Raw genomic sequence first — 14,931 nt, forward strand, 5'->3', positions numbered from 1 at the left:
ACCCTAGACCGGGGCCGCCCGGGACGGCGTCATACCGGGGAGTGATCCGTTGTCACACCCCCGTACTGCTTACATGCTTACGATCGCTGTGAGCGAACAGGCTCAAGCTCGGGAACAATGCGGGGCTCTCAATAATTGAGTCGGTATAACTCAACCTTTGGAGATCGCATGAGTGAGAGCTTGATCCTTCCGGTCCTCCCGCTGGACGACGCGGTCGTGCTGCCCGGCATGGTCGTCCCGCTGGACCTGTCGGACGCCGAGGTCCGCGCCGCGATCGACGCGGCCAGGGCGGGCGCCTCGGAGCGGAGCGACGCGCACGTGCTGCTGGTGCCGCGCGTGGACGGGAAGTACGGCCCGGTGGGCGTCGTCGCCCTGGTCGAACAGGTGGGGCGGCTGCCGGGCGGCGAGCCCGCCGCCGTGGTCCGCGGCCTGGACCGGGTCAGGGTCGGCACCGGCACGACCGGGCCGGGCGCGGCCCTGTGGGTGCAGGCCACCACGATGGAGGCCGTCCCCGCGGGAGAGCGCGCGAACGAGCTGGCCGCCGAGTACAAGGCCCTGGCCACCACGATCATGCAGAAGCGCGGCGGCTGGCAGGTCGTCGACGCCATCAACCAGATAGACGACCCGGCGGTCCTGGCCGACAGCTCCGGCTACGCCCCCTGGCTGAGCACCCAGCACAAGATCGAGCTGCTCGGCGAGCCCGACCCGGCCGAGCGCCTGGCCAGGCTGGTCGAGCTGGCCCGCGAGCACCTGGCCGAGCTGGACGTCGCCGAGACCATCCGCAAGGACGTCCAGGAGGGCATGGAGAAGCAGCAGCGGGAGTTCCTGCTGCGCCAGCAGCTCGCCGCCGTCCGCAAGGAGCTGGCCGACCTCAACGGCGACCCCGCCGACGAGGAGGACGACTACCGCGCCAAGATCGAGGCCGCCGACCTGCCGGAGAAGGTGCGCGAGGCCGCCCTGAAGGAGGTCGACAAGCTGGAGCGGACCCCCGACCAGTCGCCGGAGACCGGCTGGATCCGCACCTGGCTGGACACGGTCCTGGACATCCCCTGGAACGTCCGCACCGAGGACTCCTACGACATCGCCGCGGCGCGCGAGGTGCTGGACGCCGACCACACCGGGCTCGCCGACGTCAAGGACCGCATCATCGAATACCTGGCGGTCCGCAAGCGCCGCCACGACCAGGGCCTCGGCGTGATCGGCGGCAGGCGCAGCGGCGCGGTGCTGGCGCTGGCCGGTCCTCCCGGGGTCGGCAAGACCTCCCTCGGCGAGTCCGTCGCCCGGGCGATGGGCCGCAAGTTCGTCCGCGTGGCGCTCGGCGGCGTCCGTGACGAGGCGGAGATCCGCGGGCACCGCAGGACGTACGTGGGGGCGCTGCCCGGCCGCGTCGTCCGCGCGATCCGCGAGGCCGGCAGCATGAACCCCGTCGTGCTGCTGGACGAGGTGGACAAGCTGGGCGCCGACTACCGCGGCGATCCGACCGCCGCCCTGCTCGAGGTGCTGGACCCCGCCCAGAACCACACCTTCCGCGACCACTACCTGGAGGTCGAGCTCGACCTGTCCGACGTGCTGTTCCTGGCCACCGCCAACGTCCTGGAGGCCATCCCCGGCCCGCTGCTGGACCGCATGGAGGTGGTCACCCTCGACGGCTACACCGAGGACGAGAAGGTCGCCATCGCCCGCGACCACCTGCTGCCCCGCCAGTTGGAGAAGGCCGGGCTCGGGACGGACGAGGTGACCCTGGAGGAGGCGGCGCTGCGCAGGCTGGCCGCCGAGTACACCAGGGAGGCCGGCGTCCGGTCGCTCGAACGCTCGATCGCCCGCATCCTGCGCAAGATCACCGCCTCGCTGGCGCTCGGCAAGGCCGGGCTGCCGGTCCAGGCCGGAGCCGATGACCTGGTCGAATACCTGGGCAGGCCCAGGCATGTGCCGGAGTCCTCGCTGCCGGAGGCCCGCCAGCGCACCTCGGTGCCGGGCGTGGCGACCGGCCTGGCGGTGACCGGTGCCGGCGGCGACGTGCTGTACGTCGAGGCGTCCCTCGCCGACCCGGAGACCGGGGCGACCGGGGTCACGCTGACCGGCCAGCTCGGCGACGTGATGAAGGAGTCGGCGCAGATCGCGCTGTCCTACCTGCGTTCGCGCGGCGCGGAGCTGGAGCTGCCGGTCGGGTCGCTGAAGGACCGCTCGGTGCACGTCCACGTCCCGGCGGGCGCGATCCCCAAGGACGGCCCGTCGGCCGGGGTCACCATGACCACGGCGCTGGCGTCGCTGCTGTCCGGGCGGCCCGTGCGCGGCGACGTGGCGATGACCGGTGAGGTCTCCCTGACCGGCCGGGTGCTGCCGATCGGCGGGGTCAAGCAGAAGCTGCTCGCGGCCCATCGGGCGGGCATCACCACGGTGCTCATCCCGGCGCGCAACGAGCCCGACCTGGACGACGTGCCCGAGGAGGTGCGCGCCGAGCTGACCGTCCACGCGGTGAGCGACGTGCGCGAGGTCCTCGACATCGCCCTCTCCCCGGCCCACGTGGCCGAGGCGGCCGCCGCCTGACCCGGCGGAGCCGCCTCCTGAGTGGTGCACAGGGGGCCGGACACCCGCGGGTGTCCGGCCCCTTGATGTGTGGTGAATTGTGATTTATGTTACTTATGGGATGGGAATAAATTTCGGTTTTGGGCCCCCTGGGTCGGCGCGATAGATAACGATCTTGCGAATAGCCCTAGTTTGTCGGGCTTTCAAGTGGTTTGTAAGTGTTTGTCAATCTCGGGACGTGAGGCTTGGTCGGTCAGACACCCTTATCCCCGAGAGGACCGAACGTGCGATTCGTCAGCCGAATCCTCATCGGCGTAGGCGCCGCGACGGCGATCGCGGTGGCCGCCCCGGCCGCCGCCAGCGCGACCGTCACCGCGGGTGGCGCCGCCACCGCCAGTGCCGTCACCGGCACGACGCAGTGGGGCCCGTACTACTCCGCCGACCGCAAGAGCAAGGCGACCGGTGAGGTCAGCGTCGAGCGCAAGCACCACAAGGTGTACTACAAGAAGAAGCACACCAAGTGGGTCAAGCACTGCTGGTGGCACAAGGGCGCGAAGAAGTGCAAGCCGGTCAAGAAGACCTGGTGGACCAAGCACTCCAAGTGGGTTCGCGGCAATGAGTTCACCGTGGAGAGCAAGCTGCGCAACGAAAAGCGGTGGGGCGACCGCCGGTACCGCTGTGCGTGGGAGACCTTCAAGGTCGTCACCTTCGACGGCTCCTCCTACCTCCGGTCCTTCGACAACTGCGGCAGGTACCCCGAGCGCCACAGCTTCGACGGCAAGGACGCCAAGCGCATCTCCGTCCAGGTGAGCCGTGGCAACGGGCACTCGCCCAAGGGCAGGTCCGGCGGCTGGCACGAGATCTACAGCGCGTTCTGACGACCGCCGCGTGGACGCGGACCGTCAAGGGCCGTCCGAGGCCCGGTCCGCCAGATGACGCCGAGGCCGCCGCTCCCCGAGTCCGGGGGCGGCGGCCTCGGCGCGTTTCAGGCCGGTGGGCGTCCCGCCGTCGAACCTCGCGAAGATCCCGGCCAGTTCGGCGGCGCTGTTCACGCCGAGCTTCTGGTACGCCTGGTTGCGGTGGTTCTGGGCGGTGCGCAGGGAGATGTGCAGGCGTTCGGCGACCTCCCGGTGGCTGCGCCCGGCCGCGCCGAGCTGGGCGACCTCCAGCTCGCGCACGGTCAGGTCGGGCGCGGCCAGGCAGCGCAGCGCCGGAGTGGCCGCCCGCGGGCAGGACGCGGCCAGCGACCACGCCTCGGCGGCGGCCCTGCGGGCGCCCCGCTCGTCGCCCGCCCGGCGCAGCGCGCCCGTCGCCTGCGCGGCGGCCTCGGCCGCGTGCAGCATCAGGCCCAGCCGCTCGAAGCCGGTGGCCGTCGCCAGCAGCTCGCCGCCGTCGCCGTCGGCGAGCGCGGCGGCGTGCCGGGCGGCCAGCCGTACCCGCTCGCCGTCGTGGACCGCGGCCAGCTCGGCCAGCCGGGCCCGTACCGGCGCGGCACGGCCCAGGCGCACCGCGTCGTGCAGCGCGATGTGCTCGAAGCCGGGCAGCCCCGCGGCGCGGCTGCTCGCCGCCACGCTCAGCGCGAGGTCGATCGCCCTGCTGGTCTCGCCCAGCGCGGCGGCGATCCAGACGCGGGTGAGCGCCACCCACCGGCCGAAGGCGGTCCAGGTGGTCCGGTTGCGGGCCAGCGCGGCGTCCAGCGTCTCCTGCGCCGCCCTGCCGTCCCCGCACAGTGCCTGCGCCAGCGCGTAGGCGCCCAGGCACCCGCCGACCGTGACCGCGGTCTCGTGGTGCGCGGGCGCGTGCAGTACGGCGAGCGCGGAGTCGAGGTCGCCGCGCAGGATCGCGGCGTGCCCCCGGGACAGCGCCAGGCTGCCCTCGCCCCGCGACCAGCCGCGCTGCCCGGACACCGCCGCGGTCATGGAGGCGGTGGCCTCTCCCACGACCGCGAGGTCGCCGCTGAACAGCCCGCACAGTGCCCAGGTGGAGTGCAGCGGGGAGACCAGCGCGGGGATCGTGTCCCGCCAGCCCGCCATGCCGGACAGGGCCTTGGACACGGCGGCCAGCGCCTCGGTCGTACGGCCCGCGTAGCACAGCGCGAGCGCGCGGGAGCTGAGCGCCTGCGCGCGCAGCGCCGCGCCGAGCGGGCGGTCCAGCAGCGGAGCGCTCCAGGCCAGCGCGGAGCGCGGGTCGGCGGCGGAGGCGGCCAGGCCGATCCGGCGCACGGTGATCGCGTCGCGCCTGGCGGGGTCGGTGACGGTGCCCTCGGTACGCGCCAGCAGCGCCATCGCCTCGGGCAGCCGGTCGGTGCCCCAGGCGAGATTGCTGGCCCTGGCCAGGGCCAGTTCGACGCGGGTGGACTCGTCGGCGGGCTCCGGCGTCGCGTCCAGCACCGCGCGGGCGCGGTCGGGGAGCTGGGCGTGGTCGAGCAGGTTGGCCAGCAGGATCGCCGCCTCGACGCCGCCGCCCGCCGGCAGCGCGGCCTCGGCCAGGCGGACCGCGAGCGGATAGTCGTGCGCGGCCCAGGCCAGCCGGCAGGCGGCGACCAGCGGTTCGGGGTCGGCCCCCAGCCCGCTCTCCAGCCGCCACACCGTGCCGCGCAGCACGTCCTCCCTGCGCCGCATGCCGGTGGCCGCCACGACCCGCACCAGTTCGGCGTAACGGCGGCGGCGGCGCAGCCCGGGGCAGCGCTCGCGGGCCACCTCGCCGTAGAGCGGGTGGCCGAGCCGCGCGACCTCCCTCCTGTCCTCCACGGCGACCCTGATCAGGCCGCGCTCCTCGGCGAGCAGTACGGCCTCCTCCGAGACCAGCGTGCTCAGCGTGCGCGCCCCGATCGGCTCGGCGAACGCGGTGAACTCCAGCACCGCCGCCAGCGGGCCCGACAGGGTGCCGATCCGGTCGCGGATCAGCTCGACCAGCCGGGGGGCGAGCGGCGCGTCCCCTGGGGCCGCGTCCGCCAGCGGGCCGTGGGCGAGGTGCCACATGCCGCGCAACCGCTGGAGCGTTCCCGCGGCGAGCGCGGAGTCGACGATCTCGTGCAGGAACAGCGCGTTCCCCTCGGTCACCCGGCACAGGTGGACCACGGTCGCCTCGTCCGGCGGGCCGCCGAGCGCGGCGGTCAGCAGCCGCCGGATGTCGCCGTCGCCCAGCGGCCCGATGTCGGCCCGCCTGGCCAGGTGGTCGCGCCACAGCGCGGTCACCGTGTCGGGGGCGGGCTCGCCGCTGCGCAGCGTGGCGACGACCCGGGCGCGTCCGGTGGCGACCAGCGAGTGGATCACTCCCGCCGAGTGCCCGTCCAGCAGGTGCGCGTCGTCCACGCCGAGTACCGGCAGCCGCCCGGCGGCCCGCGCGACGATCTCCTCGGCCGCCCACCGCAGCGTGTTGCCCTCGGGCGCCCGCGCGGGCAGCAGGTCCGCCAGCGCGCCGTTGGGGATGTCGCTGGTCGCCTTGGTGGCGCGGATGCGCAGTACGGCGTGGCGGTCGTCGGCGAACCCGCGTAGCACCTCGGCGGCCAGCCGGGACTTGCCCACCCCGGCCGCGCCCACGATCACGACGCCGCGCGCGGCGCGGTCGCGGGCGAATCTGATCAATGTTTCCAGCTCTTTCTCACGCCCCGCGAACGGCCACGGCTTCATTGTGCCCCTCCCACCCAGGTCTGGATATTACGCTCTTGTGGGCAATTTGGTGATCCTTTATCGTCCCTTTGTGAGGCGCTGGGCGGCGAAATTCAGCATTGATTGCCCTGGGTGTGCGAATCCTTCTCTCGCGCGTGAGCCCGATGGGCCGCATCGGTCATTCCTGCCGCCGGAACTGGCGCCGTACGCGACGGCCGTGTGCCAGATGTGCGGGCAGGTGCTCTTCCTGGCGGCGGAGTCGGCGGCCATCGATCCCGACCGTGATCCCGACGGGCTGCCGCCACGGCGGGCGCGGGTGCTGTGGCCGGTCGCGGCACGCCGGTCGCGCGCCGCCGCCGCCGTACCGGCGGCGCTGGCGCGGGAACTCGCGGAGGCCGAGTCCTGCCTGAACGCCGGGGCGTACACGATGACCTTGGTGAACGTACGGCGATTGCTCGAAGGGGTGTGCGCGGATCACGGGGCGGGCGGGCGGACCCTGCACCAGGGGCTGCGCGAACTGCGCGCCCGGGGGCTGGTGGAGGGACGGCTGGCGGCCTGGGCGGAGGACCTGCGGGAGGTCGGCAACGCCGCCGCCCACATCAGCGGAGACCCGGTGACCAGGCAGGACGCCGAAGACGCGATCATTCTCGCGGAGGCGTTAGTGGATCACTTATATGTGGTGAATCGGAGATATGCCGAATTTCGGGCACGCCGGGGGCCGGTGCGCGGCGCGGGTGCGGCCCTTCGTGAGACACCGGCCATGAAACTGCTGCGAAAATCCCGCGTGCCGTTTACGCCACGGCAATATATGCACGATCCGGGCAGAGCCAAATCCCGGCGCCACCTGGCGGCCGAACTTGGGGTTCCCGCCACCCGGGTGCTCAAGGCGGTGATCGTCCGCGTCGACGACCGCCCGATCGCGGCCCTCGCCCCTGCGGTGCTGAACATCGACCTGCCCGCCCTCGCCGGAGCGGCGGGCGGAGCGGCGGCACGCCTGGCCGAACCCGCCGAGGTGACCCGGCTGAGCTGGGCGACGGCGAGCGAGGTGATCAGCCCCCTGGCCCTGCCGTACCTCACGGTGATAGCCGACGAGACCGTCGGCGCCCCCGGCCCGGTCTACGTCTCCAGCGGCAGACACGGCCTCGAACTCGAACTCGACCCCCTCGACCTGATCCGCCTCACCGGCGCCACCCTCGCCCCCATCACCACCCCCTGACCTCCGGCCCACGGGAAGATTTCCGGCCGCCTTAGCGGGCGGAGTACGGGCGTGAGCACGGGAGATAAGGCGGCTGTCAGGGCGATACGATCTTGCCTTTCCGCAGCTTAGGGCGGTTTTACAGGTGGTTTGTCACTGTTGAGAGGTACCGGTCGGCCCCATAGGGCGGTCGCCACGACAGTGGGGGAAACCTGATGAGCACGAACGAACCGAACGAGCAGGGGCAGGAGCGGCCGGACGGCTGGACCCAGTTCGGGAAGGTCCCGCCGCGCGCCGGGGAGTTCCCTGGCAGGGCCCGATCGCCGCAGGACCAGCAGCAAGGCGAGGCCGCCCCCGTAGGGGACACGGCGGTGTTCGCGTCGCCGTCCCCCCAGCCGGGCGGCTCGGCCGGAACCCCGGGGTCCGGCCCCGGCCCAGAGACCGTGGTGGCGCCGGGCAAGGCCAAAGGCGGCTTCACCGGGCGGCAGAAGGCGCTGGCGGGCCTGGCGCTGGCGGCGGTGGCCCTGGGGGGCGGGGTCACGGGGGCCTTCGCGGCCACCGCCTTCGGCGGCGAACGTACCGTCGTGAGCAGTCCGGTGCTCAGCCCCGTCGCCGACTCCGGCGCGGGGACCGTGGCCGGCGTGGCGCAGGCCGTACAGCCCTCGGTGGTCTCCATCCAGGCCGGGAACGGCGGCGGCTCCGGCGTCATCCTCAGCGCGGACGGCCTGATCCTCACCAACAACCACGTCGCCGCGCTCGCGAGCGGCGGCGCCGAGATCACCGTCAGATTCAACGACGGCCGGACCGCCAAGGCCACCGTGAAGGGCACCGACGCGGCCACCGACCTCGCCGTGCTCCAGGCGACCGGCGTCTCCGGGCTGACCGCGGCGGCGCTGGGCGACAGCGACCGGCTCAAGGTCGGCGACTCGGTATTGGCCATCGGCAGCCCGCTGGGCCTGGCCGGATCGGTGACCGCGGGCATCGTCAGCGCGCTGAACCGTACGGTCAACGTCGGCGGCGAGGAGCCGCCCGGCCGGCAGTTCCCGCCCGGCTTCGGACGCGAGCAGCGGCAGCAGCAGCCGCCGAGCGAGCCGACGACCATCGGCGGCGCGATCCAGACCGACGCGGCGATCAACCACGGCAACTCCGGCGGCGCACTGGTCAACGCGAGCGGGCAGGTCGTGGGCATCAACACGGCCATCGCCACGGCGGGCAGCGAGGGCAACATCGGCGTGGGCTTCGCGATCCCGATCAACACCGCCAAGAAGGTCGCCGACCAGCTCATCAAGAGCGGCGACGTACGGCACGCCCAGCTCGGCGTGACCGTCCAGGACTCCTCGGGCGACACGGCCGGGGCACTGGTCGGCTCGGTCGCCGAGGGCAGCGCCGCCGCCAAGGCGGGCCTGCGGCAGGGCGACCTGATCACCAAGATCGACGCCCGGCCGATCGACGCCTCCGACACCCTGGTCGGCATTATCCGCGGCCTCGGCCCCGGCCAGCAGATCACCATCACGTACGTCCGCGACGGCCAGACCCACACCACCAAGGTCACCCTCGCGGAGAAGACCGAGTAGACACGAACATCCCCGTTCGCCGAAAAAGCGCGCCCCCGGCCCCATGGCCGGGGGGCATCGTCGTTGCACGGGGGCCGGTGGTGGCGGCCGGCGCGAGGGCGCTTTGGCGGGCGTGCGGGTGTGGCGGTGATCCGCGCCGGTGCGGTCGCCGGGATGACCACGAGGGATCAGTGGTGGGAGGTCAGGGACTCGGATTGCCAGAGGTCGCGGTAGTAGCCGGGTTGGGCGAGGAGCTCGGAGTGGGGGCCGCGCTGGGTGACCCGGCCCTCTTCCAGGACGATGATCTCGTCCACGCGGTCGAGGCCGCGCAGGCGGTGGGTGACGATCAGGGTGGTACGGCCGTGGGTGGCGTCCAGCAGGTCGCTCATCAGGGCGTCGGCGGTCGTTTCGTCGAGGGCTTCGGCCGGCTCGTCGAGCAGCAGGATCTCCGGGTCGTACAGCAGGGCGCGGGCCAGGGCCAGGCGCTGGAGCTGGCCGCCGGAGACGGTGCGGGCGTCCTCGCCGAGCTGGGCGTCCCAGCCGGTCCGTTCGACCCAGCGGGCCAGCCTCGCGCGGCGTACGGCCGAGCGTAGTCGCTCGTCGTCCGCGTCCGGTCCGGCGAGCCGGAGGTTGTCGCGCAGGGTGGCCTGGAAGATGTAGGGGTCCTGGGTGAGGCCGGTGATCCGCTCGCGTACCGCCTCGGGGGTCAGTTCGCGGATGTCGGCCGAGCCGTCCGGGCCGGTGAGCCGGATGTCGCCCGACTCAGGGTCCACCAGGCGCATCAGCGCGGCCAGCAGCGTGCTCTTGCCCGCCCCGCTCGGGCCGACCAGGGCGGTCCGCTTGCCGGGGGTGAGGGTGAGGCCGACGCCGCCGAGCGCGGGGGCGCGGCCCTCGTCGTGCCGGACCACCAGGTCGCGGATCTCGATGGTGAGCGGGCCGGTGGGCGGCTCGGCGGGCTTGGCGGGTTCGGCGACGGCGGGCGGGGTGGCCCGGACCTCGCGCAGCCGGCGCAGCGCGGCGGTGATCCCGGCCAGCCGTTCCCCGGCCGACGCGAGCGGCAGCACCGGCTCGAAGGCGACCAGCGCGCTGAGCGCGAGCACGGCGGTGGGCACCTGTCCGGCGCCTGCGGCCTGCGCGGCGAGCACCACGCCCGCCACGGTGAGGCCCTGGGTCAGTACGCCCGCGGCCAGCGCCGCGGCGTTGGTCCTGGCCTGCCGCCGCTCCAGGGCGGCCAGCCGGTCGTCGGCGGCGCCCGCGGTGGCCAGGGCCTTGCCGTTCGCGCCGTAGGCGGCGAGGTCGGCGGCGCCGTGGACCAAATCGGCCACCCGGGCGGCCAGTTCGGCGCGGGCCGGGGCGATCGTGGCCGACCAGCGCCGGGCCGCGGCGGCCGTGGCGGCGGGCAGCAGTACCCCGGCGACGAGCAGCCCGGCGAGCAGGATCAGAGCCGCCGCCGGGAGCAGGAAGGCCGCCAGTACGACGGCCGCCGCGCCGGTGATCAGCGCGGCGATGGCCGGGAGCAGGCAGCGTACGAGCAGGTCCTGGACCGCGTCGGTGTCGTCCACCATGCGGCTGAGCAGGTCGGCGCCGCCGTGGGCGAGCGGGCGGGCGGGGACCAGCGCGTCGTACAGTCGCTCCCTGGTCGTCGCCTGGGCCCGCAGCGCGACGTCGTGTCCGGACAGGCGTTCGGCGTACCGGAAGACGCCACGGGTGGTGGCGAACGCCCGTACGGCCACGATCGCCACGCTCAGCGCGGCCAGCGAGGGCTGCTGCGCGGCCCTGGTGATCAGCCATGCCGCCGACGCGATCAGACCGAGCCCGGCCAGGTCCGCCGCGGCCCCGGCGGCGGCGGCGACCACCAGCCGCCGCCGACCGCCCCACCCGATCACCCCGGCCTCACGCCCGCTCATGAGTCCCCTCCGGTGTGTGCGATCGCCTGGGGCGGCTGGTCTGGGTGGGGTGGGGTGTCGGAGGCGATGCGGCCGTCGCTGAGGCGGATGACCCGGTCGGCGAGGTCGATCATGGCGGGGCGGTGGGCGACGATGATGGCGGTGCGGCCGTCGGCCAGGGCCCGGGTGGCGGACACGATGGCGGCCTCGCTGCGGCCGTCGAGGCGGGCGGTGGGCTCGTCCAGGAGGAGTACGGCCGCGCCGGGGCGGCAGAAGGCGCGGGCCAGGGCGATGCGCTGGCGCTGGCCCGCCGACAGGTCCGCGCCGCGTTCGCCGAGGACGGTGTCGTACCCCTGGGGCAGCGCCTCGATGAACTCGGCCGCTCGCGCGGCCCTCGCCGCGGCGCGTACGTCCACCGCCGGGGCCCGGTCGGCGTCGGAGAGCAGGATGTTGCCGGTCACCGACGCGGCGAACAGGTGGGCGCGCTGCGGCACGAAGGCCAGCCGGGCGCGCCAGGCGTCGAGGTCGAGCCGGTCGAGGTCCACCCCGCCGACGGTGACCCGGCCCCGCTCCGGGGTCACGAACCCCAGCAGCAGGTGCAGCAGCGTGCTCTTGCCCGCGCCGCTCTCCCCGATCACGGCGACCCGCTCCCCGGGCGCGATCACCAGGGAGACGTCGTCGAGCGCGGCGTCGTCGCGGCCGGGATAGCGGACGGTCACGTTCTCCAGGCGGATCTCGGGGATGTCCGGGCCGGTCCGCGCGTCGCCCGCAGGGCCGGGGCCGTCGCCCGCGTCGGTGTCCAGCACGGCGAACGCCTGGTCGGCGGCGGCCACGCCCTCCATCGAGGCGTGGAACTTGGTGCCCATCGCCCGCAGCGGCAGGTACGCCTCCGGGGCGAGCAGCAGTACCAGCAGCGCGACGTGCAGGTCCATCGAGCCGGACAGCAGCCGCAGCCCGATCGGCACCGCCACCAGCGCCAGCGACAGCGACGCGGCCAGCTCCAGGACCAGCGACGACAGGAACGCCACCCGCAGCGTGCGCATGGTGGCCGCGCGGTGCGCGCCCGCCACCTCGCGGATCACGTTCGCCTGGTGCCGGGCCCGGCCGAACGCCCGCAGCGTGGGCAGCCCGCGCACGACGTCCAGGAAGTGCCCGCCGAGCCGGGCGAGGGCCCGCCACTGGCGTTCGGTGACCGTCTTGGTGTGCCGGCCGACCAGCGCGCCGAAGATCGGGATGAGCGGGAGGGTGATCAGGACGATGACCGCGCCGGCCAGGTCGGCGGCGAACAGCCGGACGAGCACGGCGATCGGCACGAATCCGGCGACCGCGACCGCCGGCAGGTAGCCGGTCAGGTAGGGGTCGAGCGCGTCCAGGCCCCTGCCGGTCAGCGTGACCAGCTCACCGGACCGGTGCGCGATGATCCTCGCGGGCCCGAGTTCCTGGAGCCGGGCCAGAAGCCGGTGGCGGAGCGTGGACTTGACCGCGCCCGCCGTACGCCCGGCCGCCACGCCCTGCACCCACCCGAGCAGCGCGCGCACCCCCACCACCGCGACCAGGCCCCACAGGGCACTGATCGCGAACCGCCCGGACAGGACCCCCGCGAGCAGCTCGGCCTGGGCGATCACGAGCAGCCCGGCCAGCACCGCGGCGGTCAGGCAGACCGCCAGGTGCCGGCCGACGGCCCGTTCCGTGCGGGCCAGTCGCAGGAGGTCCTTGTGCATGAATCCCTTTGTGACCTTTACGATCTATGATCTACGGCGATCGGGTGATCCGCGGGTCAGAAGAACGAGGGCACGCGCGAGCCCGCCGGCCTGCGCGGTCCGAACGTCCGCCATACCCAGATCTGCGCCCCCACCATGAACGGCGCGAACGGAACCACCATAAGTCCGAGCATGTTCAGTGTCCCTGCCGGGGCGGCGTGCCCGAGCACCGTTGCGCCCGTGAGCGCCAGCCCGGCGAGCGCGGGAGCGGCGGCGAGCACGGCGGAGCCGAACAGCGCGCGCCCACCGCGCGGGCGGCCGTGGCCGGGCAGCCGCCACGCGGCGAACGTACGGCCGTGGAAGGCGAACGCGGCGGCCACCACGGCGGCGAGCACCACGCCGAGCAGCAGCGCGGGCAGGCCGTCGAGCCCGGTCGCCAGCCGCGCCAGGGCGAAGCCCCAGGTGAGCGCGAGCCCCCACGATCCGGCGCAGAGCGCGCCGTCCCAGAACCCCCGCCAGCGCGGACCCTCCACGCGGCGGCGGAACCAAAGCCCGGCGTCCCGCACGATCCACGACACCAGCAGGGCCACCACCAGCGGATAGAGCGCGAACAGCACGTCGCCCTCCAGCGAGGGGAACGCGCCGAACAGCACGCCCACCCCGGCCACCAGCCACACCTCGTTCGCGAGCACGAAGGGGGCGATGGCTCCGACCAGCCGGTCACGTGCGGCCTGGTCGCGGCCGAGGACGGGCAGCAGCATGCCGACGCCGATGTCGAAGCCCTCAAGGGCGAAGTATCCGGCGAGCAGCAGCGCCAGCGCGGCGAACCAGACGATCTCCATGCCTGCCTCCTAGTAGGTCAGCGCGGGGGAGGGGCGGTCTGCGGCGTGCGGCTCCTCCGGCGCGCCGAGGAAGGTGGCGGCGGGGCCGCGCAGCACGGTACGCGCGATCAGCACGTAGTCGATGACCGCGAGCAGCCCGAGCAGCCCGGCGAAGGCGGCGAACGACGCGCCGACCATGCCGGGGGTCAGGCCGGGGGACATGGCGTCCGCCACGGTGAGCCTGCCGTTGATCAACCAGGGCTGGCGGCCGACCTCGCGGGTCAGCCAGCCGAGGATCGCGGCCACGAACGGGACCGGGGTGGCCAGGATCACGATCGGGTGCGTCCAGCGCCACTTGGGCAGCCACCAGATCAGCGGCAGCAGCAGGAACATGAACAGCAGCATGAGCAGCTCGCCCGCCATGATCATCAACCCCAGGGACAGGCCGCTGAGCGGGTTGGAGTCGAACTTGCCCGGCTGCAGCCCGCCGATCGGCCCGAACTGCGCGAACCCGAACCCGATCGTGACGAAGACGCCGACGGCGGCCACCAGCGTGCCGAGGCGCATCGAGCGGGTGAAGAACTCCACCTCCGGGTGGCGGCGGCTGAGCTGGAACGCGCTCGCCCCCGCGATCACCAGCCCGCCGGTGAGCAGGCCCGCCCCGATCACGTGCGGGAAGGCGTAGACGAACGTCGGGTTGGACAGCAGCGCGCCCGGATCGACCAGCGCCAGCCGGTCGCCGCGCACCTCCGAGCCCGCCGGGTTCTGCAGGAACGCGTTGGCGACCATGATCCAGAACGCCGAGGCGTAGGCGGTCAGGGTGACCAGCCAGATGCAGGCGAGGTGCAGCCACCGGGGCAGCCGGTGCCAGCCGAAGATCCACAGAGCCAGGAAGGTGGACTCCAGGAAGAACGCCACCAGCGTCTCGATGGCCAGCGGCGCGCCGAACACGTCGCCCGCGTAGTGCGACAGCCCGCTCCAGCTCAGCCCGAACTGGAACTCCATCACGAGCCCGGTGAACACGCCGAGCGCGTAGTTGATCACATAAATCTGGCCCCAGAAGCGCGTCATCCGCTCGAACACCGGCTTGCCGGTCAGGGCGTGCCGGGTCTGCATGATCGCGACGAGGGGGGCCAGGCCCAGGGTGAGCACGACGAACAGGAAGTGCAGGCTTCCCGTCACGGCGAACTGAGTCCGGGCGAGGTCGAGCACGTCCATCGCTGCCAACTCCGTCGTTGTGTCTGTCTACATATAGAGAGCCTACATGTAGACTGGCTACATGACGAATCGGGATAGAGTTGCGGCGTGAACACCGACGCGCTGCGCGGGCACATGGACGCCCTCCTGCTGTCCGTGCTGGAACACGAACCGCTACACGGTTACGCCATCATCGAGGCCCTGCAGGAGCGCAGTGGCGGTGCGTTGTCGGTGCCGACCGGGACGCTCTACCCGGCCCTGCGCCGGCTTGAGCGTGCGGGATACCTGGCGGGCGAATGGGCGACGGTCGGCGGGCGCAAGCGCAGGACCTACCGGCTGACCGGCGCGGGTCGCAAGGCGCTGGCGGGCGAGCGGTCGGCCTGGCAGGCGTTCACCAGCGCGATCGGCAGCGTGCTCGAACCTCGCAGCGCCCGCTGACGGG

The 14,931-nt window shown here is 73.4% G+C and carries 10 protein-coding genes; 5 read left to right on the plus strand and 5 right to left on the minus strand.

The genetic code is table 11. The annotated features are described in order from the left end of the window. Window positions 1–168: 168 nt before the first annotated feature. Window positions 169–2,547 carry an endopeptidase La gene (gene lon, locus DP939_RS15050; protein WP_113981312.1) on the plus strand — a complete coding sequence of 793 codons (2,379 nt, stop codon included), beginning with the start codon at window positions 169–171 and terminating at the stop codon, window positions 2,545–2,547. 263 nt (window positions 2,548–2,810) lie between these two features. After that, a complete protein-coding gene (locus DP939_RS15055; protein WP_113981313.1) occupies window positions 2,811–3,404 on the plus strand; it encodes a hypothetical protein in 594 nt (197 codons plus the stop codon). A gap of 24 nt (window positions 3,405–3,428) precedes the next feature. Here DP939_RS15055 and DP939_RS15060 read toward each other — a convergent pair whose 3' ends face one another. Continuing rightward, window positions 3,429–6,158 carry a LuxR C-terminal-related transcriptional regulator gene (locus tag DP939_RS15060; RefSeq protein WP_113981314.1) on the minus strand — a complete coding sequence of 910 codons (2,730 nt, stop codon included), beginning with the start codon at window positions 6,156–6,158 and terminating at the stop codon, window positions 3,429–3,431. 205 nt (window positions 6,159–6,363) lie between these two features. Here DP939_RS15060 and DP939_RS15065 point away from each other — a divergent pair, with 205 nt between their 5' ends. After that, a complete protein-coding gene (locus DP939_RS15065) occupies window positions 6,364–7,353 on the plus strand; it encodes a DUF4145 domain-containing protein (protein WP_113981315.1) in 990 nt (329 codons plus the stop codon). 194 nt (window positions 7,354–7,547) lie between these two features. Continuing rightward, window positions 7,548–8,906 carry a S1C family serine protease gene (locus DP939_RS15070; RefSeq protein WP_113981316.1) on the plus strand — a complete coding sequence of 453 codons (1,359 nt, stop codon included), beginning with the start codon at window positions 7,548–7,550 and terminating at the stop codon, window positions 8,904–8,906. 167 nt (window positions 8,907–9,073) lie between these two features. Here the strand turns inward: DP939_RS15070 and cydC are convergent, their stop codons facing one another. From cydC to DP939_RS15090, 4 genes are read right to left on the minus strand one after another with little or no spacing between them, the layout of a single operon-like run. Further along, window positions 9,074–10,792, minus strand: a complete 1,719-nt coding sequence (gene cydC / locus DP939_RS15075; RefSeq protein ID WP_113981317.1) for a thiol reductant ABC exporter subunit CydC — start codon at window positions 10,790–10,792, stop codon at window positions 9,074–9,076. Continuing rightward, on the minus strand, window positions 10,789–12,492 hold the full coding sequence (cydD, locus tag DP939_RS15080) for a thiol reductant ABC exporter subunit CydD (RefSeq protein ID WP_113981318.1): 1,704 nt from the start codon (window positions 12,490–12,492) through the stop codon (window positions 10,789–10,791). Before cydD ends, cydC begins: the two co-directional genes overlap by 4 nt. A gap of 56 nt (window positions 12,493–12,548) precedes the next feature. Then, the gene (locus DP939_RS15085; RefSeq protein WP_113981319.1) at window positions 12,549–13,313 is read right to left on the minus strand and encodes a cytochrome d ubiquinol oxidase subunit II; all 765 of its coding nucleotides are present in this window, start codon (window positions 13,311–13,313) and stop codon (window positions 12,549–12,551) included. 9 nt (window positions 13,314–13,322) lie between these two features. Further along, on the minus strand, window positions 13,323–14,510 hold the full coding sequence (locus DP939_RS15090; RefSeq protein ID WP_113981320.1) for a cytochrome ubiquinol oxidase subunit I: 1,188 nt from the start codon (window positions 14,508–14,510) through the stop codon (window positions 13,323–13,325). An 87-nt stretch (window positions 14,511–14,597) separates the two neighbouring features. On the opposite strand from DP939_RS15090, the gene DP939_RS15095 reads away from it, so the two are divergent. Continuing rightward, window positions 14,598–14,927, plus strand: a complete 330-nt coding sequence (locus DP939_RS15095) for a PadR family transcriptional regulator (protein WP_111166515.1) — start codon at window positions 14,598–14,600, stop codon at window positions 14,925–14,927. Window positions 14,928–14,931: the final 4 nt, after the last annotated feature.

This window comes from Spongiactinospora rosea (assembly GCF_003315795.1).
GTDB classification, from domain to species: Bacteria; Actinomycetota; Actinomycetes; order Streptosporangiales; family Streptosporangiaceae; genus Spongiactinospora; species Spongiactinospora rosea.

Excerpts from the sequence above, each read along its gene's own strand:
- DP939_RS15065 (WP_113981315.1), top strand. The coding sequence starts at position 6,364 with ATGTGCGGGCAGGTGCTCTTCCTGGCGGCGGAGTCGGCGGCCATCGAT.
- DP939_RS15070 (WP_113981316.1), top strand. The coding sequence starts at position 7,548 with ATGAGCACGAACGAACCGAACGAGCAGGGGCAGGAGCGGCCGGACGGC.
- DP939_RS15090 (WP_113981320.1), bottom strand. The coding sequence starts at position 14,510 with ATGGACGTGCTCGACCTCGCCCGGACTCAGTTCGCCGTGACGGGAAGC.
- DP939_RS15085 (WP_113981319.1), bottom strand. The coding sequence starts at position 13,313 with ATGGAGATCGTCTGGTTCGCCGCGCTGGCGCTGCTGCTCGCCGGATAC.
- DP939_RS15060 (WP_113981314.1), bottom strand. The coding sequence starts at position 6,158 with ATGAAGCCGTGGCCGTTCGCGGGGCGTGAGAAAGAGCTGGAAACATTG.
- cydD (WP_113981318.1), bottom strand. The coding sequence starts at position 12,492 with ATGCACAAGGACCTCCTGCGACTGGCCCGCACGGAACGGGCCGTCGGC.
- cydC (WP_113981317.1), bottom strand. The coding sequence starts at position 10,792 with ATGAGCGGGCGTGAGGCCGGGGTGATCGGGTGGGGCGGTCGGCGGCGG.
- lon (WP_113981312.1), top strand. The coding sequence starts at position 169 with ATGAGTGAGAGCTTGATCCTTCCGGTCCTCCCGCTGGACGACGCGGTC.